Raw genomic sequence first — 20,969 nt, 5'->3', positions numbered from 1 at the left:
AAACTCCAAAGGGGAAAGTAAAAAAATACCGCAGACAGGCTGCGGTATTCAAAAGCTATTTAGTGGGTGTCGTTAACCAGCTACTGACGAGGCTGGCTTAAATCAACATGATAAACGCCAAATCCCACTTCATCAGTGCCTTGGCGGCGCATTGACCATTGGCCTTTTTGCTCGATAAATTGCGCCGCTTTCTCGCTTGGTGAGGTTTCAAAGCTGACCACAGCGTCGCCTTCGATAGGCGCGATGGACCAGTTGTTATCCGCACTCACTGTGACTTGGCCTTCTTCTTGACTCACACGGCTGATGTAGTTGGCGACCACGGTACGGTTTTCATCCGGCGCGGCAAAGGCGATATGGTCACTGCCGGTGCCTGGGAACTTACCACTATAGGCACGGTAATTGTTGGTCGCTATCAGGAAGGTTTGCTCAGGGCCAACCGGCTCACCTTGATAGGTCAGGTTGATGATTCGCGACGCGTCTGGATTGACCTCATTGCAATCTCCGTCGTAGCGGGCAGGCTTGGTGATATCAATCTGATACTCGACACCGTCAATGACATCAAAGTTATAGGTGCGGAATCCATCCCAGTTCACCAGTGACTGGGGCTGCTCTGTGTTGGGATCGATTTGGTTAAACTGGCCGGCACTGCACTCTAGCCATTGGGTAAGCTCGGCACCAGAGACTTTCAGTGCCACCAAGGTATTCGGGTACAGATAAAGATCGGCGGCGTTACGGAACGTCAGTTGGCCCGCCTCCACTTCGGTAAAGTTGCTCGGATCGTTTTTGCGACCACCGGCTTTAAAAGGCGCGGCGGCAGACAGCACCGGCAGATCGGCTAAGTCAGGGTCCCCTTGAATCATGCGCTCGACATAGTCTTGCTGTGCGAGGTTAACGATTTGTACGGTCGGATCGTCTTGAAGCAGGGCCAAGTAGGAATACATCACATCATTAGCTTGACCAATTGGCTGATTGACGAAATCTTGTGTGGCTTTATGGTCTGACTCCACAGCCTTAAGCAAAGCTTCATCGGCCTCGACTAAGGCCTTGTTATTCGCCTGATCAAAAATCGGACGCGCCTGAGCCTGACTGTCAGTGACTTGCCATTGACCATCGACTTGCTCGAGCGCCAGATCTATTACACCGACATGGCTGCCCCAGCGGCCGGCCATCACACTGGCCACACCATTGATCGTGCCTTTATCGATATCCGCACCGGGAATGTTGGCGAAGTCTTCTCCAGGGAAGACGGCATGTGAATGACCAAAGGCAATGGCATCAATGCCGTCGACATCCGTGAGGTAATACACAGAATCTTCTGCCATCGCTTTATAAGGCGCTTGTGAAATACCTGAGTGAGGAATAGCCACGACCACATCGGCCCCTTTGGCTTTCATTTCCGGCACTAACTTTTCTGCGGTTTGTTTAATGTCTTTGGCGATCACCTTTCCTTCGAGATTGGCTTTATCCCAAGTCATTATCTGTGGCGGGACAAAGCCGATGTAACCGACTTTGATGGTGTGGCTATCACCGTCTTCATCTTTGAGTTGGTATTCTTTAATTAAATACGGGTCAAAGTAGTGCTCGCCGCTATCGGCATCAAACACGTTGGCGTTGATATACGGGAAGTTAGCGTCGTTGATTGACTCTTTTAAAAAGGCCAAGCCATAGTTGAATTCATGGTTACCGATGTTTCCCACTTCATAATTGAGCAAGTTCATCGCTTTGTACACTGGGTGCACTTCGCCAGGTTGGATACCTTTGCTCGCCATGTAATCGCCCATTGGACTGCCTTGAATCAGGTCACCGTTATCGACCAATAGCGCGTTTTGTGCTTCATCGCGAGCTTGTTTGACCACGGTCGCGGCGCGGACCAAACCGATTTTTTGTGACGGCTTGTTTTTGTAGTAGTCGTAATCCATCACATTAGTATGAATATCGGTGGTTTCAATCACACGCAGGTTGATGGTATCGGCAAAGGCACTGCCAGATGCGGCAAACAGACCGGCAACCACCGCGGTGGCGACAGCAGAAGGGAGCAAACGCATAACAGGATCTCCAAGTGAAAAGTGTGCGTTAGTTATCAAGCAATTGAATTATGCCGTTTATCATTCACATGAAGCTGTGCGCTTGATCGGCTTTATCGAACCGTTTCAAGGCTCTGAGGCGGCAATTGAGCGCTTTGCGATCGCAGTCATTGTTTTATTGACCCGATGCCTTACCCATTCCACTCCCTCCTAAAGCACTAAAAAGAATAAAAAATGAATTTATAGAATTTCAGGTAATAGTTGTGGAGCGATATAGTGGCGGTATTGTCATCAAGGAAATGCGCGATCATGGATTATCTTCCTCTTTTTGCTCAGCTGAAACATCGTCCTTGCCTCGTGGTGGGCGGCGGCGAAGTGGCATGGCGAAAAACCCGCATGCTACTCAAAGTCGGGGCGGCGGTCACCTTAGTGGCCCCTGAGGTCGACCGTGAAATTGAAGAGGCGCAAGCGCAAGGCAAGTTGACGGTGTTACGCGAGGCGTTTCGTCCCGAACACCTGGATGGAAACATGCTGGCAATTGCGGCGACCGATAATGCCTTAGTCAACGAGTTGGTCTCCACTGCCGCTGACAGCCGCAATATTTTGGTCAATGTGGTTGATGATACGCCCAAGTGCAGCTTTATTGTCCCCTCATTAGTGGATCGCTCTCCCATTATCATTGCTATTTCGTCGGGCGGTAAAGCGCCGGTATTGGCACGGATGCTACGTGAAAAAATTGAAACCTTGGTCCCCCAACATATCGGCAAAATGGCAGCGATGGCGGGCGCGTTTCGCGACAAACTGAAAGCACGCATTCCGACCTTAACGGGGCGGCGTAAATTCTGGGAAGCCGCTTTTAGTGGCCGGTTTGCTGATTTAGTCGCGGCGGGCAAACACCAGCAAGCCGAGCAGGCGCTTGAACAGCTCAGTGGACAAATCACCACCCAAGGCGAAGTGGCCTTGATTGGCGCCGGGCCAGGGGATCCTGGGCTATTGACCTTGCGCGCATTGCAATTGATGCAGCAAGCCGATGTGGTGTTATACGACTACTTAGTCGCTGAGCCGATTATGGAGTTGTGTCGCCGAGATGCAGAGCTGGTTTGCGTGGGAAAACGGGCGAGCTACCACAGTGTCAGCCAAGACGACATTAATCGTCTGTTGGTCGAGCATGCCCAAGCGGGAAAACGGGTGGTGCGCTTAAAAGGGGGCGATCCGTTCATGTTTGGCCGTGGTGGCGAGGAGTTACAAACACTGGCCAACGCCGGAGTCTCGTTTCAAGTGGTGCCTGGTATCACCGCCGCTGCAGGGGCAACGGCGTATGCCGGTATTCCGCTAACCCATCGCGATCACGCTCAAACGGCGCTGTTTATTACCGGTCATTTGAAAAAAGAACAAGACACGCTGGAATGGGCCACCTTGGCACGCGCGCAGCAAACCTTGGTGATCTACATGGGGCTAATGAAGTCGGCCCACATTCAAAGCCAGCTTTTGGCTCATGGCCGTTCACCGGAGACGCCAGTGGCGGTGATTGAAAACGGCACCCGTCCAGAGCAAAAAGTCTTTACCGGTCAACTCAATAATTTACCGTCGCTGGCTGAGCAAGCGGCGTCGCCAGCCCTAATCGTGGTAGGCGAAGTCGCGGCCCTCGCCGGTCAGTTGACTTGGTTTGGTGATAATAATGTGGCAACTGATGCTGATCCCACGCAAGCGCCAACCGCTGTGGTTAACTTCGCTTAAAGGATAATGAAGATGGACGCAAAAACACTGACTCACCTCCAGCAGTTGGAAGCCGAGAGCATTCATATACTGCGGGAAGTCGCAGCGGAGTTTGATAACCCCGTGATGCTGTATTCAATTGGTAAAGATTCGTCGGTGATGCTGCATTTAGCACGCAAAGCCTTTTACCCCGGTAAGATCCCGTTTCCGCTGTTGCATGTCGATACCGATTGGAAGTTTCGCGACATGATTACCTTTCGCGATCGCACCGCTAAAGAGCTGGGGCTAGATCTGATTGTGCACAAAAATCCAGAAGGAATAGCACAGGGGATTAATCCTTTTGATCACGGCTCCGACAAGCACACCGATATCATGAAAACCCAAGCGCTGAAGCAGGCGCTGGATCAACATAAGTTTGATGCGGCGTTTGGCGGCGCGCGTCGAGATGAAGAAAAGTCCCGTGCCAAGGAGCGCGTCTATTCGTTTCGCGATAAGAACCACCGCTGGGATCCGAAAAATCAACGGCCAGAGCTGTGGCGCAACTACAACGGCCAAGTGAACCCGGGCGAGAGCATTCGTGTGTTTCCGCTCTCTAACTGGACCGAGCTCGATATCTGGCAATACATCTATCTGGAAAATATCGATATTGTCCCGCTTTACTTGGCGGCTGAACACCCGGTGGTGGAGCGTGAGGGCACCTTGTACATGGTCGATGATGCGCGGATGCCGATTGGACCCGAGGAAACCGTGATGCATAAATCGGTACGTTTCCGCACGCTGGGCTGCTACCCGCTCACGGGGGCGATTGAATCTACCGCGACCACTTTGCCAGAGATCATCGAAGAGATGTTGGTCGCTACCTCAAGTGAACGCCAAGGGCGGGCGATCGACCACGATCAGTCCGGATCCATGGAGCGCAAAAAGCGTCAGGGTTATTTCTAAGGAGCAGTCATGAATCCAGCAATTCAACAACAGGTGGCCGATCTGGGTATTGAGGGTTATCTGCAACAGCACCAACACAAAAGTTTATTGCGCTTTTTGACCTGTGGCTCGGTCGATGACGGTAAATCGACCTTGATTGGCCGCTTGCTGCACGACTCGCAACAGATCTATGAAGATCAGCTGGCTGCTGTCCATGCCGATAGCCAGCGTGTCGGTACCACGGGGGAGAAACCGGATCTGGCGCTACTGGTAGACGGCCTGCAAGCTGAGCGCGAGCAGGGGATCACCATTGATGTGGCGTACCGGTATTTCTCCACCGCCAAGCGTAAGTTTATCATCGCCGATACCCCAGGCCATGAGCAGTACACCCGTAATATGGCCACCGGCGCGTCGACCTGTGATGTAGCGGTGATCTTAATCGACGCCCGTCACGGCATCTTGGATCAGACCCGCCGTCATTCGTACATTGCTAACTTGCTGGGTATTCAGCATTTTGTGGTAGCGGTGAACAAGATGGATTTGGTGGCATATAGTCAAGCTCGGTTTGATGAAATTCAACAGCAATATCTGGCGTTTGCCGATCAGCTCAATCCCGGCTTGTCAGTGTCTATGGTGCCCTTGTCGGCGCTGGAAGGCGACAATGTGGTCAATGCCAGTGACGCGATGGCGTGGTATCAAGGCGAGCCGCTACTCAGCCAGCTAGAAGCCATCGACATTGAAAAATCGCGCGGGACGGGCGCGTTCCGTTTTCCGGTGCAGTATGTCAATCGACCGGATCTGAACTTCCGTGGCTATGCAGGCACCCTTGCCAGTGGCGAGTTGCATGTGGGCGATGAGGTTAAGGTACTCCCTTCTGGGCTTACCGCGAAGATCGCGCGCATCGTCACCTTTGACGGTGATCGTGAATTTGCCTTTAGCGGTCAAGCGGTCACCCTCACTTTAGATAGAGAAATTGATATCTCGCGTGGCGATCTCTTGGTGCGAGCGGATGATGACGTGGCGGTGGGTCAACGATTTGACGCCGACGTGGTGTGGATGACGCAAACCCCACTGGCACCGGGGCGCGAATACGATATTCAGTTGGCCAGCAAGAAAACCTCAGCGCAGGTTGAGGCACTGTCGTATGGGGTCGATGTTAATACGCTTAATACTCATGACGCAGACACCTTGCCGCTCAATGGCATAGGTCGTTGCACCTTGACCCTGAGCGAAGCGGTGCCGCTGGATACCTATCACGATAGCCCGAATACCGGTGGCTTTATCCTGATTGACCGCCTCACCAATGTGACGGTCGGCGCGGGCATGATTCGTCATGTCGCTGAGACGCAGCCACTAACCACCTCGTCGTTTTCAGCGTTTGAGCTTGAATTAAACCAGCTTATCCGCAAGCACTTTCCGCATTGGCAAGCGCGGGATCTAAGCCAACTGGGGTAAACGATGAGTTGGCAAGAAACCACGGTACTCACCTTGCTGGTGGCGATTGTCGCCGGCTTGGTGCTCACTCGAATAAAGCCTGTGCTCTTGTTTGCGGGGGCCGCGTTTGTAGCATTCCAAACTGGGCTCACCTCGGTTGAAGCGCTGACGGCGAACTTTACCGCGCCATCACTGCTGACCTTGGTATTGCTGATTTTGGTTTCTTGTGCGCTAGAGAAAACCCATTTGACCAGCTGGGTTGCGCGGCAGGCGTCTCACGGCGCACTCCCCACCGTAATTGCGAAATTAGGCATATCGAGCGCGCTGCTATCGGCGCTGGTCAATAACACAGCGGTGGTGGTGTCTATGATTGGCGCGATAAAGCGCAACCGACGTCACTCACCCTCGCAGCTTTTGATCCCATTGTCATATAGCGCCATTCTCGGCGGCACCCTAACGCTGATTGGCACGTCCACCAATCTCATTGTGAACAGCTTTGTTGAGCGGGCGGGTTTACCCAGTTTGGGCTTTTTCACGCCAACGGTCATTGGTGCTGCTGCATTGGTGGCAGGGCTATTGGTATTAATTCCGTTTAGCTATCGGTTGCCACGCCATGATGGTGAACAAGAAGAGAGCTTGCCGTATGTGCTCGAAGCACGGTTGGCTGCCGACTCACCCTTATGCGGTCGCAGTGTGGCAGACAATGGCTTGCGGGCACTACGCCGCTTGTACTTGGCCGAAATTCATCGTCAAGACGGCGTCATTGCGCCTGTGTGTCCGGATACGCCGTTATTGGCCGGTGACAAGTTGCAGTTTGCCGGCGATGTGGAAAGTGTCGCGACCTTGCAAGAGATCCCGGGCTTGACCTTGTTCGGCCAGCATCACATTGATGGACAAAACTTGATTGAGGTGGTGGTGAGCCACAGCGCCAGCATTTGTGGCAAAACTCTTAAAGCCGCCCGATTTCGCGAGACCTTTGATGCCGTGGTGGTCGCCATTCGCCGCGGCCATGAAAAACTCGACGGTGGGCTGGGTAATATTCCTTTGCATGCCGGCGATACGTTGGTGTTGGTGCCGGGCAAAACCTTTCGCCAAGACAGCCAAGCGTTACGGCGTGAATTCGTGCTCTTTAATGGTTTGGAAGCCAGTACCCGGCTTTCCGAGCGTAAAAGCGTTGCGGTACTAGTGGGATTTGTCGCGGTGATTGGCGCGGCCTTGCTCACCCCTATGCCAATTCTCAATGGCTTAGCCGCTTATTTGGTGGTGTTGCTGGTCACCGGCATTATCTCCTTGCACGATTTACAACGCCGATTTCCGGTTGAAGTGGTGGTGATTGTCGGCGCGGCGCTGACATTGGCACAGCTTATGTTGGCGTCAGGGTTGTCGGCGCGCTTTAGTGATTGGTTTATGGCGACCTTTACCGCAGGGGGCGCGATAGGAGCGCTGGTGGCCGTATACTTACTGACCTTGTTACTGACCGAGCTTATCACCAACAATGCCGCGGCGGCGCTGGCTTTCCCGCTTGGTTATAGCCTGGCGCTAGGGTATGGGGTTGATCCTATGCCTTTTGTGATGGCGGTGCTATTTGGCGCCAGTGCCAGTTTTATTTCCCCTTACGGGTATCAAACCAATTTATTGGTATACAGCGTGGGAAATTACCAGCTACGTGATTATTTGCGTCTGGGACTGCCATTATCTGTGGTGTATTCCGCAGTAGTGCTCACCCTGTTACCGATTGTTTTTCCTTTAACGGCGGTCGCCCCTTAATTATGGCGTGGCCAACGAAATAGCGGAGACTTTCATGACTGACACTGTATCTGCGTCAACTGATCCCAATGTGATCTGGCATCAGCATCATGTTGACCAAGCCCAGCGCAGTGAACAAAAACAGCAGCAACCTGTGGTGCTTTGGTTTACTGGCTTGTCTGGCTCGGGCAAATCGACCATTGCTGGTGCGTTGGAGGCCGCCTTGGTGGCCGAAGGGCACCATACCTATTTGCTGGATGGCGATAATATTCGCCATGGATTGTGTCGCGATCTGGGTTTTTCCGATCAGGACAGAGCCGAGAACATTCGCCGAATTGGCGAGGTGGCTAAGTTGATGACCGATGCTGGTCTGATTGTCCTCAGTGCTTTTATCTCACCATTCCGCGCGGAGCGAGAGAGGGTGCGTGAGCGTTTGCCTGAGGGGCAGTTTATCGAAGTCTTTGTCGATACGCCGCTGGCGGTGTGCGAGCAGCGCGATCCAAAAGGGCTGTACAAAAAAGCGCGTGCTGGCGAGATCCCAGCGTTTACCGGCATATCGTCAGATTATGAACCACCGCACGCACCGGCGATTCATTTAACTGGCGATCAGCGTGTTGCTGAGCATGTGGCGGTCTGCCTTGATGTGTTGCGCGATCGGGGAGTGCTGCGCACCTAAAGGTATCACGCATGGGTGTTGACGGTATCGCCAATGTCGCTGTGCATCTCAAAGCCTTCAGCGAGCAACGTACAAATCGCGTGGTGGTAGTCGGGATGCACGCGTTTGCCGACCAGTTTAGCCAGCTCGTGGCCGGTGGGACTAAAGCGGTAATAATACAGGCGCATGCCTTTGTGGAGCGGAGTGAGCATGTACTGGGTGTCTTGCAGTGTAAATGGCATGGCAGGATGCATCTCAATGATCCCAGATTCAAGCTCGGTGCGCAGGATAAGCCCTAAATCCATCAGTAACATCAAGTCGGTATAAGAAAGCTGGTAATGCCCTAGCGAGAGTTTGTGTGGCGGCTCTGGGCGCAGCAGTTGCACCAAACCTTGACGACGACGAAAACCGGTGACTAGCTTTTTGGTGCTGTCTTGGCCAAAGGTGCTGGACAATGCACAGGCGCGTTGCAGTGCTTGCGCTTCGCGCTGGGTCATGGTTTCTAAAAGGGTGAGTGCTTTGATCGAGGTGCTTCCCGGACGCAATATTTCCTGTTTAAGGATCTTAGCCCAAAGCTGTTGCATCGCATAGCCGTGAATATTGCGGGCTAAGTCGAAAAAGCGTACCAGCCAATCCGGATCGGGGGTTTGTGCCGTTTCACTGTGACAACTTTCGTAGGTATGAGCAATGATCGCTTCGAGGTTGGCTTGTTGCTTTTGCATCACCTGGCGTTGGCGGTTTGCGCTGCGATGGGCGAGATCCTCTTGCTCCACGTCTTGTAAGCGAGCATCAACTTGATACTCGCTCGCAATCGCTTTTAGTCGCCCTTTACTGCCGCGTAGATCGGCATCTTCTTTATAGCTGTGATCTTGGTGTTGCCGTTTCTCTGGGTGGGCGTCGACGACCACGGGTTTGTCTTGCTCTGCCATGCGGTTCTCACACTGATTGTCAGCAAAATTTTATGCTGGCAAATATGTTAATTAATGATTAAATTTGTTAACATTATGGTGTTATCTATTAAGCGTAGGGATGCGTGTGCGAAGGCAAAAACCTAACTCCATCAATTTACTGTTGATCGCCATTTATATCGGCGCACTGGCGATATTGTCTCATTATATTGTCTGACAATGGTGTCGGCGCCGATCAAGCTCACTGATTGATAGAAATCTATCCGTCGTCGTAGGCGCTTAGCGTTGTACCTTGCAGTACATATCCCACCTCTGCCAAGTCATGACTGACATGCTCAGTATTGAGTGTCCCTTCGACATAAACCACATCCCATAGTTCTTGAATCGGCGCGCCATCGGCAAACTTTACGTAAATAATTTGATTGGGCGGTGGGGGTGGCACATGGATGCAGGCGCCAAGAAAAGGGACCAGCAAGAATTCGGTCACCCGTTGATCGTCACCTTCTAACGGGATCACAAAGCCGGGGATTTTAACTTGGCTATTATTGAGTTCAGGGCGAACCGATCCGACCAAGCTTTGCGGGTTATCACCGTCGTGGCTAATGTCTGGCATGCCGCGGCTATCAAACTGTGCCCGTTCGTGCTCAGGAACCAAATCTATCCAATCGAGCATGAGTGGTTCACTGCTTGCCCAAGCAAGCGAACTCAAAAGGCCGCTAAGCAAGGCGATAAGATGGAGCGTTATCCGTTTTTTCATGGGTTATACCTTCATTGTCATGCCGTCGGACAGTGTTTGTCGGTACGCGCGCCAAGCGGGAATTAAGCCGACCACGAGACCAGCGATAAACACGCCGACCATTAACAAACATTCATAATAAGAGGGCCAGTCGAGCGGTAAGAACAGGCCAAATTCACTGATAATATAGGGCTGGGTGAGCGCAAGACCGCCATAAAGCAGTAGCACACCTAAGATGATACCCGCCAGGGTGATGGCAACCGCCTCACTGACCAACAGCAGAATAATATGTACCGGACGTGCGCCCATTGCCCGTAAAATTGCCATTTCTCGTCGACGCTCGTTCAGGCTGGTGAGCAGGCTGGAGAGCATGCCTAATAATCCAGCAACGACGACAAATCCAGCGATCACTAATAGCGCTTGCTCGCCCACGCGCATCATGTCCCATAGCTCATGCAAGGCAATGCCGGGCATGATGGCAGTCAATGGCTCGCGTGAATAAGTATTGACCCAACGCTGGACGGCAAACGTTTTGATTTTACTGTTCAGACCCACCATGACTGCAGTGAGTTGCTCGGGCTGTAATTCACGCTGCTGTGCTTGGGCTTGAGTGAGGCCTTGGCCGAGTCGTGCGCCACTTTCCCAGCCGACATGAATCGCTTCTATGGCTTCGAGCGACACATGCACACTGCGGTCGACGGGCGTGCCGGTGGGCGCCAAAATACCGGTGACAGTAAACGGCAAATTGTCGTGTTGATTAAAGCTTTTATCGGCCAGTCCATGAGCAATCACTAGGTTATCGCCCATTTTGTATCCCAGATCTTTCGCCACTTGGGCGCCAATCACGGTATCAAATTGACCGGAAAATGGGCCGCCTTGGCGAAAGGCGAGTGGTTGTTTTTGACCATATTGATAATGGGAAAAGTAATCATTGCTGGTGCCTAGCACGCGAAAGCCACGGTGAGAATCCCCGAGTGAAATGGGGATGGTCCAACTCACATCTGAGTGCTCGCGAAGGCGTTGATAACTTTCCCAGCCGATATTGTTGGTGGCGTTACCAATTCGAAACACGGAATAGAGCAGCAAATTAATGGAGCCGGAACGGGCGCCCACAATTAAATCGGTGTTGGAAATGGTGTTGGCAAAGCTGGCCTTCGCTTGCGTGCGCACCTTTTCGACGCCGAGTAACAGCACCACGGCGATGGTGACGGTCAGCAAAGAAAGCAATGCGGTGGCGCGGCGATTTTTCAGGCTTTTCCCTGCGAGTCCCAATAGCGAAATCATTGCTGATCCTCCTTGCGACGCATGGCGCGATTCAGCGCGGGAAGCGAGACATCACGGTCAAACAAGGGCGCTAATTGACTGTCATGGCTGACAAACAATAAGCTGCTGTTGGCTTCTCGGCAGCGGTCTTGAAGCAACTGAATAAAGGTGTTGCGGGTGTCAGCGTCGAGCGCAGAAGTCGGCTCGTCAGCGATAATTAACGCCGGCGCACCAATCAGCGCCCGCGCCGCCGCGACCCGTTGTTGCTGGCCGATACTCAGCGCGGTGACCGGCTGGTGGTGGCAGTTTGTGGGTAAGCCCAATTGGTCGAGCAAGGTGGCGGCCTCTTGATGAGGCGATCGTGTCAACGCCTGACGACGCAGGTGAGAAAAGCGCAGCGGCACGGTGACATTATCGATCACCGATAAATAAGGCAGCAGATTAAATTGCTGAAAAATATAACCAATGTGGTTAGCACGGAATTGATCACGCTCGCGATCATTCAGTGCCGTTAGCGCTTGATGATTGACCGTCAGCGTACCCGTCTGGGGGATATGAATACCCGCAATCAGGCTTAGCAGGGTGGATTTACCACTGCCGCTGGGACCTTGTAAAAATACATGCTCGCCTTCACCGACCGTAAAGCTATCGATGTCTAAGATCGGTTGCGACTGATCGGGCCACGTAAAACCTAGTTGTTTGATGGCTATCATGCCTGACAGGGGCACTGGATGCGCCCCGCCTCCTTTTTTCACTACCACTGGATGTGCGACTTAGTACGAATCAAGGTGTCAACCCTGACCTTATCATCGGTAACGGCCTGAATTTTGATGGCTTCTGTGTTAGGGAACAGGCTAAACCAATCCGTTTTCAATTCGGTGAAGGCTTGTGGGGTTTGGCAAACGAATTGATAGTTCACGGATAAAGTGTTGTGGTTACCCTGATCATGCTCGTCATGGCCGTGGTGTTCGTCATGGCCGTAGTGCTCGTCGTGGTTATGGTGCTCGTCATGACCGTGGTGTTCATTGTGGTCATGGTGTTCGTCGTGGTCATGGTGTTCGTCGTGGCCGTGGTGTTCGTCATGGCCGTGATGCTCATTGTAGTCGTCAAAACTGCTAGTGACTTTGGTCTCGGCAAGCTGGCAATTCGCTGCTTCAGCAAGTTGGAAGCGTTTTCCACCATCACGCAGAAGCGCATAGGCATCTTCGACCGCTTGCTGGTCGGCGGCGTTTTTAGGCTGGTGTTCAAAGCCGACCACATCATTGCCGGGGGCCGTTAACTCAATGAATACGCGCTCACCGTCTTGGGCGAGGCTCAGTGCTACCTCCCCGTGGACGTGGGCATCGAACGACTGATAGCTGGCTTCATCGGCTAATGTTGCTGCAGAGGTGGTCGCGATGGCCATAGTGATAACGCTGGGTAATAAACGAGCTTTCATGTGGTTTCTCCTCGTGAATAAATGAATTAGATAATGAAGGCATTTATTTCACTCGGTGGGGCGCGCGCCGAAAAGGCTATAGCGGTACGATAAGCTCGCTGAGGTTTTGACCAAACGATGAGGGTATTGGCGGCATAGGTGGGCGTCGGTGTCACGATACTGGAAGCCAGTATTGCTGGTGGGATGAGATGACAGACACCACAATGCTCACTGTGATGGCTCGGGGCTAAGGTATCGACTTGATGGTGCGCCCACAGTCCGGCTTGGCTAAGCACCAATACAAATAGCAGGTTGACGAGCACTCGCCGAGTCATCCAGACGTCCATGAGGTTATTAAGTAATGTGATAACATAACAATTGTAGCCTTGAACGCCAAGTCTGAAATGAAAGCGCGGGCCTTGCCCGCGATATGATTATTGGTTTACCAGCTCTGTCACCAAGCTGACAACTTGATTCACTTCATCCTCGTTTAGCTTACCTTCTTTAACAAAACGCACCATGCCTTTATCATCCAGTACGGCAATCAACGAGCTCTCTTCTTTTAAGCGCCATGCCTCTGCGACACTGCCATTTTCGTCGAGCACAATCGATGACCAGCTAAATTCGCGTTTACTGTCTTCGGCTGACGATTTTACAAAGCCGCCAGTTCCCCACATGGCATCATCTTGATTGATGATGGTGGTGGTTTGATAGCGTGCATCGTCAAAATCCGCGGCGGTAATTGCCGCCATGAGGGGGGCGTTCATTTCTTTGGCGCTACTGCGTCCAGCAATGGCTTGGATCACGCGTACTTTTTCCTGCAACTGTTCGGTTTGCCAAGCTTGATAAACGATATCGTCGCCATTCAAGGTTAGTTCGCCTTGCTCGGCGACCTTGGCTGACGGTAAAGGTGCACCGTTTTGGATCGTGTGCGCCCAACTGGTGCCTGTGAATAACGCAAAAGTGAGAGCAAGTAGGGTTTTGTTCATTCTTTATCATCCATGTCTGTGGTCATTATTTGGCATTCGGTGCCAAGTTATCTATGGTTACGCCAGACAGTGCGTTGTGCCAAGTGCCAAGGGTTAATCCGTGCGCGAGATCGGAGTTTTATCCAGTGATCGTCACTTCAAAGCGCGCGTATTGATCTAAGGTAGGAACTTTTCGTGCCCAGTAGGCTCTAATTCTGTGCTTGTCATCAGAATAAGATGGCACTTTGCTTGCTTAGTTTTATACGTGGAGATTGCCAGATAATATTCGGTGCTCCAAGGTGGTAACACATAATTTACCAAGAAACGGTGAAAGAGCGTTGTTACTGTTTCGGTCTGTTCATCAGACTTGGTTGAGAAATAAAGGGATCCCTATGCTTCGCATCTTTCGTCAATATCGACCAACCCAGATTGCGCGATATGTGAAACGATTTTTTAAGGGCCGACTTTATATTGAAGGTGTCGGCGCGTTTGAGTTTGATGGTGGGCGTTTGCTACCTCCAGGACACAGTGATAAACGTGCACTCTCGGTCATGACCGAAGTAAATAAAGAAATTAAATCGATGGCCATCACCGCATAAAAAACGTGCGATGCAGAAAAAACACGTCTAATGACGTGTTTTTTTTATCTCTGAGTTTGCGTGTCTTCAGACTTTTGCGTGCCTTCAGACTATTGTGGCGGGAAGCAAACGCCGGTGCCACCCAAGCCGCAGTAGCCTTGGGGGTTTTTGTGCAGATACTGCTGATGGTCTGTTTCTGCTAAGAAATAAGTACCTGCGGGGGCGATCTCTGTGGTGACGCCATCCGACTTGCCCGCTGCTTTTAAAGCGGCTTGATAGGCGGCAAAGCTGGCTTCTACCGTCGCGCAATCGGCAGGATCACAGTAATAAATGGCTGAACGGTACTGTGGGCCCACGTCATTACCTTGGCGCAACCCTTGAGTTGGATCGTGGTTTTCCCAAAAGATCGTCAATAAAGCGTCCAGACTGGTGACACTCGGGTCAAAAATGACATTAACCACTTCGGCGTGGCCTGTTTGACCCGTACAGACATCTTGATAGCGCGGGTGTTGTGTTACCCCACCGCAGTAGCCAACAGAGGTCATGACTACACCTGGTTGTTGCCAGAGTTTGCGTTCCGCTCCCCAAAAACAGCCCATCCCTAAAATGACCTGTTTCTGACCGTTCGCTGGGGCCGTTGTGATAGGTTGCCCAAATACGGCATGTGGCTCGGTGGGCGTGATGGCATCAGCACGATCCGCAATCGCATTATCGGGTTGGCTGAACGAAGATTGCATCGACATAGGCATCCTTTTACTGCTGTGATGAAAAGCGTTATGTGTTGTATGAAACCGCTTTGGGTGTGGACTGATGTGAATGGCGCTAGCATCAAGCCCAGCTCAACGCGTAATATGGCAAGATATCATCAATTTTGTTGAGCGGCACCCTAGTAATGGTTCTCATTGCATGAAGATACGTAAACTCTCCCTTATTGCGATCGCTTTTTTACTGCTACCTAGCTGGGTACGCGCGAGCCTCGACGTTGAGCTCCAAGGACTCGAGGGTGAAGCGCAACAAAATGTAGCAACCTATTTGGCGGCGATCGCGCCCGAAGAACGCGATGGTTCGTATCGGTTTAAGGCGCGTGTCGAGCGCGATGTCCGACAAGCACTCCAGGCAGTAGGCTACTATCAGCCCAAAATCACGCTGAACGCGCCAGAGGGCGATACCCTGGTTGTCTCCGTTAATCCAGGCCCCCCGGTTAACGTGGCGCAAGTCGATGTCGTCTTTTCCGGTGAAGCTGCGATGGATGATGACTTTCATTCGCTTAAAGCGAAAGGACCGCAACCTGGTCATCGGCTCAATCACAGTGATTATGAGTCACTCAAAAGTCAGATCCAGAGCTTAGCCGTGAAAAAGGGCTATTTTGATGGTCGTTTTACGCAAGCCCGGCTCGAAGTCGCGCCTGACCGCCAGCAAGCCTTTATTCGTCTACATTTTGCCAGTGGCAAGCGTTATCATTTTGGTGCGATCGATTATCAAGGCTCGCAAATCCAGCATAAGCGACTTGATACACTGCGAGATTTTTCACCAGGTGATTTCTATCAAGTTACTGACTTAGGCGAGTTTAACCAAGCGTTAGCAAATACGGGCTGGTTTGCCAGTGCATTAGTCCAAGCGGATATGGAAGACGCCGAGGACAATGAAGTGCCGATCAAGGTGACGTTGACCCCGGAAGCGCGCAACAAGTTTGAAACTGGGGTGGGGTATTCCACCGACATTGGCCCGCGTCTTAAGCTTAATTGGCGTAAGCCTTGGTATAATTCAAGGGGGCATAGCCTGAGCACATCACTGGCGGTTTCTCAGCCAGAGCAAACCCTTACTTCTACCTATAAAGTGCCGCTTGACGATGTTTCACGGGAATATTATCAAGTTCAGCTGGGGTTAAAAAATACAGACCAACGCGATACCACCAGTTTTGAAGCGACGACCTCTGTCTCCCGACACTGGCTTTATGATACCGGCTGGCAGCGCAGTGTATCGCTGCGCTGGCTGTACGAAAACTATAGCCAAGGGCAAGATGAAGATATCGTCAGCGTGGTGCTGCCGGGCGTCAACGTTACCCGAACGCGCGTGCGTGGTGGTCTGATGCCGCATTGGGGAGACAAGCAATCACTGACGCTGGAGGCAGCCGATCCCGCGTGGCTGTCGGATATTAGCTTGCTGCGACTTCAAGGTCGTAGTGCTTGGATTCGCAGTTTAAATAAGAATCATCGTGGCTTACTTCGGGTCGATGGTGGCGCCCTGATTTCCGAGGAGTTTCGTGAAGCACCACCATCCTTACGTTTTTTCGCTGGGGGGGATAACAGCATTCGTGGTTATGGCTATGAAACCGTCTCGCCGGTCGATGACAGCGGTCAGTTAAGTGGTGCACGCTATATGTTAACCGGGACTTTAGAATATCAGTATCGTCTTGGTGGCAATTGGTGGTGGGCGGTGTTTGCTGACGGCGGCGATGCGTGGACCAACCATTTGTCATGGAAGCGCGCGGCCGGGACAGGCATTCGTTGGTCATCACCGGTGGGCCCGATTCGCCTTGATGTCGCCCATGGTTTTGATAATGACGATGACGACTTTCGTGTGCACCTGACGTTGGGGCCTGAATTATGAGCCGGTGGTTGGTTAGATTAACTTTGATTCTATTAATCACGATATTTGCGCTGGTAGGTTTGGTGTCCACCACCTTATTTACGCCGATCGGGTTACAAGTTGGAGTGTGGGGGGCACAGAAAGCTATACCTGCATTATCGCTTGAACAAGCCGAGGGCACTTTGCTGACCGGCTTTGAACTTCGTGGTCTGCAATATCAGGATGAGCAAATCCAATTGGCCGCTAATAAGCTGGGGATTGAGATAAAAGGTAAGTGCTTACTTACCCCATCAATCTGTGTCGAACAACTGGCGGCTGAAGGGGTAACGCTTGCGCTTAATTTCCCGCCAAGCGATGACAACACCGCCGCCGAGCCGTCTACCGCGAGGATCCAATCGCCGCTACCGATACATATTAACGCGTTTGCATTCAATGATGTGGCGATTCAGGTGGCTGGACAGGCGATTGACTGGCAGCAGCTTCAAGGCGGTGTGCATGTCGAGGGAGACACATTAACCTTATCGCCCACAAAGTGGCAGCAGCTGGTGGTTACCCTGCCCACCAACGACAGTGATCAAGAAAATACCGACCGTGCGGTTGGTAAACCTGATAGCGACGCCTCGAGTGCCCCTTTTCATTATCCAGGGCTCCGCTTGCCGTCTATTCATGTGCCGCTAAATATCAATGTTGAGCAATTTAGCCTACGCGATACTCGTATTGACGCCGGTACAGTACATACTTTTTCTTCGTTAGATCTCGTCGGCGCCGTCAAAGGCAGTGCGGTGACGATTGACCATTTTTCGGTGGCCGCCCCTCAGGGCACGGCTAAGCTTTCTGGCGATATTCTGTTGGAAGGTGAGTACCCACTGACCTTAGAAACACAGTTGACCACGAACTTGGCATCGCTCCAAGGCCAAGCTTTATCGCTGTCGGCCTCAGGAAGTCTTGCCGCGCTTAAGCTAAACGCGAGCGCGCGCGGCCCGGTGACGGCGACGCTTGAGGGAGAAGCAAACGTGCTGGCACCGAACTTACCTTTTGCCGTGCAATTGGATAGCGAGGCATTGGCGTGGCCGCTGACGGGGAAAGCGATCGCGGCATTACGCGAGCTACACTTTCACGCCGATGGTGACTTATCTGACTATCAGCTGGGGCTACAAAGTGACGTTGACGGCCCTGAGGTGCCGACAACACAACTAAACCTTGCCGGGCAAGGTAGCCTCTCGGCGCTCAAGCTCTCGCAATTTGAGGCACAAACACTCGGTGGTACTGTTGCTGGGCGCGCCAGCGTGGATTGGTCCAGCGTGCCTTTTTGGCAAGCCGAGTTAGGCTTTGCCCATATTCAGCCTCAGCGGCAATGGCCTGAGGTGAATGGTGATCTCACCGGCGCCGTGAGCCATCGTGGACGATTAACCCCACAAGGTGGCTGGGATGTGTCTATGCCAACCTTGGTCGTTCATGGTGAGCTTCAGCAATTACCCCTTTCAGTGTCTGGCGCGCTTAATGCCCATGATCGTGATGGCGATGGGCAACCTAGCGTTTCTACCTCCGGTCTGACGCTTTCCCACGGTCCTAACCGTATTACTGCGCAAGGGCAAGTGCGTGACGAGTGGCAAATGGGGCTATCGGTGGATATTGCCGACCTGTCTCAATCATTACCGATGTTAACTGGTGTGATTCGTGGCGATGCGCGTCTGAGCGGGCCCTTTGCCCATCCCAATGCCAAACTGGCCGTCGATGCCAAGCAGTTGCGCTGGCAAGATCTTCGCATCAATCAGCTTACCTTAGACGGCGCGCTGGCCTTCAAGGATACCTTAGGTGGCAACCTGAATGTGTCTGTACTGGGAGGGCGCTATCAAACGCTGCGTTTAGAGAACTTAGATCTTACCGTCCGCGGTGATGAAGCCGAGCATCAGCTGGATTTACGCTGGCAAGGCGTTCCTACCTCTGGCGTGCTACGTATTCAAGGTGCGCTGGCGCGCGAGTCCGGTTGGCAAGGGCAACTGCTCGATACGCGGGTGAATGTAGAAGACATTGGCGACATCGTGCAGCAAACCGCGGCGCCCATTGCGTTTACTTTCGCCGATACGCAAACCCAGATCGGCGAGCATTGCTGGCAGTGGCAAGCCACTTCTTTATGCTTATCACAACCGGCCTATATTGGTGAGCAAGGAGAGGTCGTTGCCAATATTGAAGGGTTTGATGCGAAGCAAATTGCGGCGTTCATGCCGCCGGAATGGCACGCTGAAACACGTGCCAATGCAGCCGTTCACGCTCGATGGCAGCCTGACGCCTCGCCAGATGTACGCGCCTCGATTGATATCACCGACGGTGCACTGCGTCAGCAAGCAGAAAGGCCACTAGTCATTGACTGGCAACACGCGAACATGGATGCACGCTGGCACAATGACCAATTACAAGGGGCGCTTGCTCTGACGTTGGATGATGGTGGCACCCTTGCGTCTGGCTTTACCCTAACCGATTTATTGGCTCCTACACCTACGATTACTGGCGACCTTACCGTGACTGCTGTGCAATTGGCCAAGCTTGAGCCCTTGCTCGGAAACGATAAACAAGCGGATATGAATGGTGAAGTGAATGCGAATTTACGTCTTGAAGGCCCACTAACGTTACCGCAAGTGTATGGCGGCATGACGGTCAGTGGGCTGCGGATGAAAGGCTTATCGTCACCGGTGGATGTAGATAACGGGCAATTGGCTCTGACGGTTGATGGGCAACAAGGGCAACTGGATGGGCAGTTAATCACGCCTGAGGGTCCGCTAACACTAAAAGGCGATGGCCAATGGCCCCGCATTGATGATTGGCAATTTGGCTTGAATGTATCGGGTGATACGTTACGTGTTAACCTTCCCCCAATGGTAAAGCTCGATGTCGCGCCAGATCTTACCGTTTCTGCGACGCCTGATCAGGTCGCGATTCGTGGTGATATCCATGTGCCTTGGGGACGGATAGAAGTCGAAAATTTACCTGCGTCAGCGGTGACGGTGTCAGACGATACGGTGCTGTTAAACCAAGACTATACGCCAGAAAGTGCAGAACAAGATGAGCCGATGCCGTTTAACCTAGTCACCGATGTAAAGTTAGCACTGGGGGATGACGTTAGTCTCGCAGCCTTTGGTTTAAAGTCGCGCTTATCCGGTGAACTGAATATCAAAAACAATCCGCAAGGTGTATTAATTGTCGGGAATGTCAGCTTACTGGACGGAACGTATCGCTCGTTCGGACAAGACTTGATTATCCGCAAAGGGGAAATCTTGTTTAATGGCCCTGCCGACCAACCCTACCTGCAAGTGGAAGCGATTCGTAACCCAGAGCGAATAGAGGGGGATGTGATCGCAGGTATTCGCTTGAGTGGCCCGGCCGATGATCCGGTTGCGGATATATTTATGGATCCGGCTGGCTCGCAGGCGAATGCCTTATCTTATCTATTGCGTGGCCGAGCGCTGGATGCTGGCGCCGGCGATGCCAATATGACCTCGATGCTGATTGGTATTGGGTTAGCGCAAAGCGGAAAATTGGTAGGAGAGATCGGCCAAGCCTTTGGTGTTGAGGATCTCACCTTAGATACCGCGGGTGCCGGCGACGAACAAAAGGTCGAAGTGTCAGGCTATATTTTACCGGATTTGGAAGTGAAATATGGGGTCGGGATCTTCGATGCGATTGGGGTATTTACTGTGCGCTATCGTTTAATGAAAGACCTTTACCTAGAAGCGGTGTCGGGTGTTGACCAAGCGGTCGATGTGCTTTATCAGTTTGAGATTAAATAGATAAATAGTGGTCTTGGGAATTGCGTGAAACCTTCATTCCTCCAAGCAACTTTTTGCTCAGCTTGGCAACTTCTTGCTTGCGGTCGAGCAAGAAGTTGCCAAACCAATCAGTAAGTATCTGTAAAATAAAAAAATAAAACTTGGCATGCTTTTCGCAATATGACCATTACCACAGTGAATAGGCTGTGCTTAATAATTAAATGTTTATAGGAGCGATTATGCCAACGCC

17 protein-coding genes are annotated in these 20,969 nt (G+C 52.2%); 8 read left to right on the top strand and 9 right to left on the bottom strand.

Annotated features, from left to right (window positions below; all coding sequences use genetic code 11):
- Positions 1-80: 80 nt before the first annotated feature.
- Entirely contained in the window at positions 81-2,045 is a 1,965-nt protein-coding gene (gene cpdB / locus BZJ21_RS04880; protein WP_077669268.1) for a 2',3'-cyclic-nucleotide 2'-phosphodiesterase, read from the bottom strand.
- Positions 2,046-2,333: 288 nt separating this feature from the next.
- Here cpdB and cysG point away from each other — a divergent pair, with 288 nt between their 5' ends.
- Genes cysG through cysC form a run of 5 tightly spaced genes read left to right on the top strand, consistent with a single transcriptional unit; the run spans position 2,334 to position 8,517 of the window.
- Positions 2,334-3,761, top strand: a complete 1,428-nt coding sequence (cysG, locus tag BZJ21_RS04875; protein WP_077669267.1) for a siroheme synthase CysG — start codon at positions 2,334-2,336, stop codon at positions 3,759-3,761.
- A gap of 12 nt (positions 3,762-3,773) precedes the next feature.
- Positions 3,774-4,682, top strand: coding sequence for a sulfate adenylyltransferase subunit CysD (cysD, locus tag BZJ21_RS04870; RefSeq protein ID WP_077459989.1), 909 nt, complete (start codon positions 3,774-3,776; stop codon positions 4,680-4,682).
- Positions 4,683-4,691: 9 nt separating this feature from the next.
- On the top strand, positions 4,692-6,116 hold the full coding sequence (gene cysN, locus BZJ21_RS04865; protein ID WP_077669266.1) for a sulfate adenylyltransferase subunit CysN: 1,425 nt from the start codon (positions 4,692-4,694) through the stop codon (positions 6,114-6,116).
- Between the two features lie 3 nt (positions 6,117-6,119).
- Entirely contained in the window at positions 6,120-7,862 is a 1,743-nt protein-coding gene (locus BZJ21_RS04860; protein WP_077669265.1) for an SLC13 family permease, read from the top strand.
- A gap of 34 nt (positions 7,863-7,896) precedes the next feature.
- Positions 7,897-8,517, top strand: a complete 621-nt coding sequence (gene cysC / locus BZJ21_RS04855) for an adenylyl-sulfate kinase (RefSeq protein ID WP_077669264.1) — start codon at positions 7,897-7,899, stop codon at positions 8,515-8,517.
- A 5-nt stretch (positions 8,518-8,522) separates the two neighbouring features.
- Here cysC and BZJ21_RS04850 read toward each other — a convergent pair whose 3' ends face one another.
- From BZJ21_RS04850 to BZJ21_RS04820, 7 genes are all read right to left on the bottom strand, one after another.
- Complete coding sequence (locus tag BZJ21_RS04850; protein ID WP_077669263.1) at positions 8,523-9,425, bottom strand: TIGR03899 family protein; 903 nt, start codon at positions 9,423-9,425, stop codon at positions 8,523-8,525.
- Between the two features lie 238 nt (positions 9,426-9,663).
- Positions 9,664-10,161, bottom strand: coding sequence for a DUF3299 domain-containing protein (locus BZJ21_RS04845; protein ID WP_021023528.1), 498 nt, complete (start codon positions 10,159-10,161; stop codon positions 9,664-9,666).
- A 3-nt stretch (positions 10,162-10,164) separates the two neighbouring features.
- Positions 10,165-11,424 carry an ABC transporter permease gene (locus tag BZJ21_RS04840; protein ID WP_077669262.1) on the bottom strand — a complete coding sequence of 420 codons (1,260 nt, stop codon included), beginning with the start codon at positions 11,422-11,424 and terminating at the stop codon, positions 10,165-10,167.
- Positions 11,421-12,116, bottom strand: a complete 696-nt coding sequence (locus BZJ21_RS04835; RefSeq protein WP_077669261.1) for an ABC transporter ATP-binding protein — start codon at positions 12,114-12,116, stop codon at positions 11,421-11,423. The genes BZJ21_RS04840 and BZJ21_RS04835 overlap by 4 nt, the downstream gene beginning before the upstream one ends.
- A gap of 41 nt (positions 12,117-12,157) precedes the next feature.
- Positions 12,158-12,841, bottom strand: coding sequence for a zinc uptake protein ZrgA (gene zrgA / locus BZJ21_RS04830; protein ID WP_077669260.1), 684 nt, complete (start codon positions 12,839-12,841; stop codon positions 12,158-12,160).
- 26 nt (positions 12,842-12,867) lie between these two features.
- Complete coding sequence (locus BZJ21_RS04825) at positions 12,868-13,155, bottom strand: DUF2607 family protein (protein WP_077459981.1); 288 nt, start codon at positions 13,153-13,155, stop codon at positions 12,868-12,870.
- Positions 13,156-13,254: 99 nt separating this feature from the next.
- Positions 13,255-13,809, bottom strand: a complete 555-nt coding sequence (locus BZJ21_RS04820) for a YtfJ family protein (RefSeq protein WP_077576494.1) — start codon at positions 13,807-13,809, stop codon at positions 13,255-13,257.
- Positions 13,810-14,180: 371 nt separating this feature from the next.
- Here BZJ21_RS04820 and BZJ21_RS04815 point away from each other — a divergent pair, with 371 nt between their 5' ends.
- The gene (locus BZJ21_RS04815) at positions 14,181-14,387 is read left to right on the top strand and encodes a DUF1107 domain-containing protein (RefSeq protein ID WP_077459979.1); all 207 of its coding nucleotides are present in this window, start codon (positions 14,181-14,183) and stop codon (positions 14,385-14,387) included.
- An 89-nt stretch (positions 14,388-14,476) separates the two neighbouring features.
- On the opposite strand, the gene msrA is transcribed toward BZJ21_RS04815, so the two are convergent.
- Positions 14,477-15,109 (bottom strand): peptide-methionine (S)-S-oxide reductase MsrA, encoded by a 633-nt coding sequence (msrA, locus tag BZJ21_RS04810; RefSeq protein WP_236719520.1) that lies wholly within the window; start codon positions 15,107-15,109, stop codon positions 14,477-14,479.
- Positions 15,110-15,272: 163 nt separating this feature from the next.
- Here msrA and tamA point away from each other — a divergent pair, with 163 nt between their 5' ends.
- Positions 15,273-16,976: an autotransporter assembly complex protein TamA gene (gene tamA / locus BZJ21_RS04805; RefSeq protein WP_077669258.1), complete on the top strand. Its 1,704-nt coding sequence runs from the start codon at positions 15,273-15,275 to the stop codon at positions 16,974-16,976.
- A gap of 8 nt (positions 16,977-16,984) precedes the next feature.
- A complete protein-coding gene (gene tamB, locus BZJ21_RS04800) occupies positions 16,985-20,740 on the top strand; it encodes an autotransporter assembly complex protein TamB (protein ID WP_158075502.1) in 3,756 nt (1,251 codons plus the stop codon).
- The last annotated feature ends 229 nt before the right edge of the window (positions 20,741-20,969 follow it).

This window comes from Salinivibrio costicola subsp. alcaliphilus (assembly GCF_001996185.1).
GTDB lineage: Bacteria > Pseudomonadota > Gammaproteobacteria > Enterobacterales > Vibrionaceae > Salinivibrio > Salinivibrio costicola.
Note: the sequence above shows the minus strand (reverse complement) of the source record. Positions and strands in the feature narration are given on the sequence as shown.

Excerpts from the sequence above, each read along its gene's own strand:
- zrgA (WP_077669260.1), bottom strand. The coding sequence starts at position 12,841 with ATGAAAGCTCGTTTATTACCCAGCGTTATCACTATGGCCATCGCGACC.
- cysN (WP_077669266.1), top strand. The coding sequence starts at position 4,692 with ATGAATCCAGCAATTCAACAACAGGTGGCCGATCTGGGTATTGAGGGT.
- BZJ21_RS04850 (WP_077669263.1), bottom strand. The coding sequence starts at position 9,425 with ATGGCAGAGCAAGACAAACCCGTGGTCGTCGACGCCCACCCAGAGAAA.
- tamA (WP_077669258.1), top strand. The coding sequence starts at position 15,273 with ATGAAGATACGTAAACTCTCCCTTATTGCGATCGCTTTTTTACTGCTA.
- BZJ21_RS04845 (WP_021023528.1), bottom strand. The coding sequence starts at position 10,161 with ATGAAAAAACGGATAACGCTCCATCTTATCGCCTTGCTTAGCGGCCTT.
- cysC (WP_077669264.1), top strand. The coding sequence starts at position 7,897 with ATGACTGACACTGTATCTGCGTCAACTGATCCCAATGTGATCTGGCAT.
- BZJ21_RS04825 (WP_077459981.1), bottom strand. The coding sequence starts at position 13,155 with ATGACTCGGCGAGTGCTCGTCAACCTGCTATTTGTATTGGTGCTTAGC.
- BZJ21_RS04860 (WP_077669265.1), top strand. The coding sequence starts at position 6,120 with ATGAGTTGGCAAGAAACCACGGTACTCACCTTGCTGGTGGCGATTGTC.
- msrA (WP_236719520.1), bottom strand. The coding sequence starts at position 15,109 with ATGTCGATGCAATCTTCGTTCAGCCAACCCGATAATGCGATTGCGGAT.
- BZJ21_RS04820 (WP_077576494.1), bottom strand. The coding sequence starts at position 13,809 with ATGAACAAAACCCTACTTGCTCTCACTTTTGCGTTATTCACAGGCACC.
- BZJ21_RS04835 (WP_077669261.1), bottom strand. The coding sequence starts at position 12,116 with ATGATAGCCATCAAACAACTAGGTTTTACGTGGCCCGATCAGTCGCAA.
- cysG (WP_077669267.1), top strand. The coding sequence starts at position 2,334 with ATGGATTATCTTCCTCTTTTTGCTCAGCTGAAACATCGTCCTTGCCTC.
- cysD (WP_077459989.1), top strand. The coding sequence starts at position 3,774 with ATGGACGCAAAAACACTGACTCACCTCCAGCAGTTGGAAGCCGAGAGC.
- BZJ21_RS04840 (WP_077669262.1), bottom strand. The coding sequence starts at position 11,424 with ATGATTTCGCTATTGGGACTCGCAGGGAAAAGCCTGAAAAATCGCCGC.
- BZJ21_RS04815 (WP_077459979.1), top strand. The coding sequence starts at position 14,181 with ATGCTTCGCATCTTTCGTCAATATCGACCAACCCAGATTGCGCGATAT.
- cpdB (WP_077669268.1), bottom strand. The coding sequence starts at position 2,045 with ATGCGTTTGCTCCCTTCTGCTGTCGCCACCGCGGTGGTTGCCGGTCTG.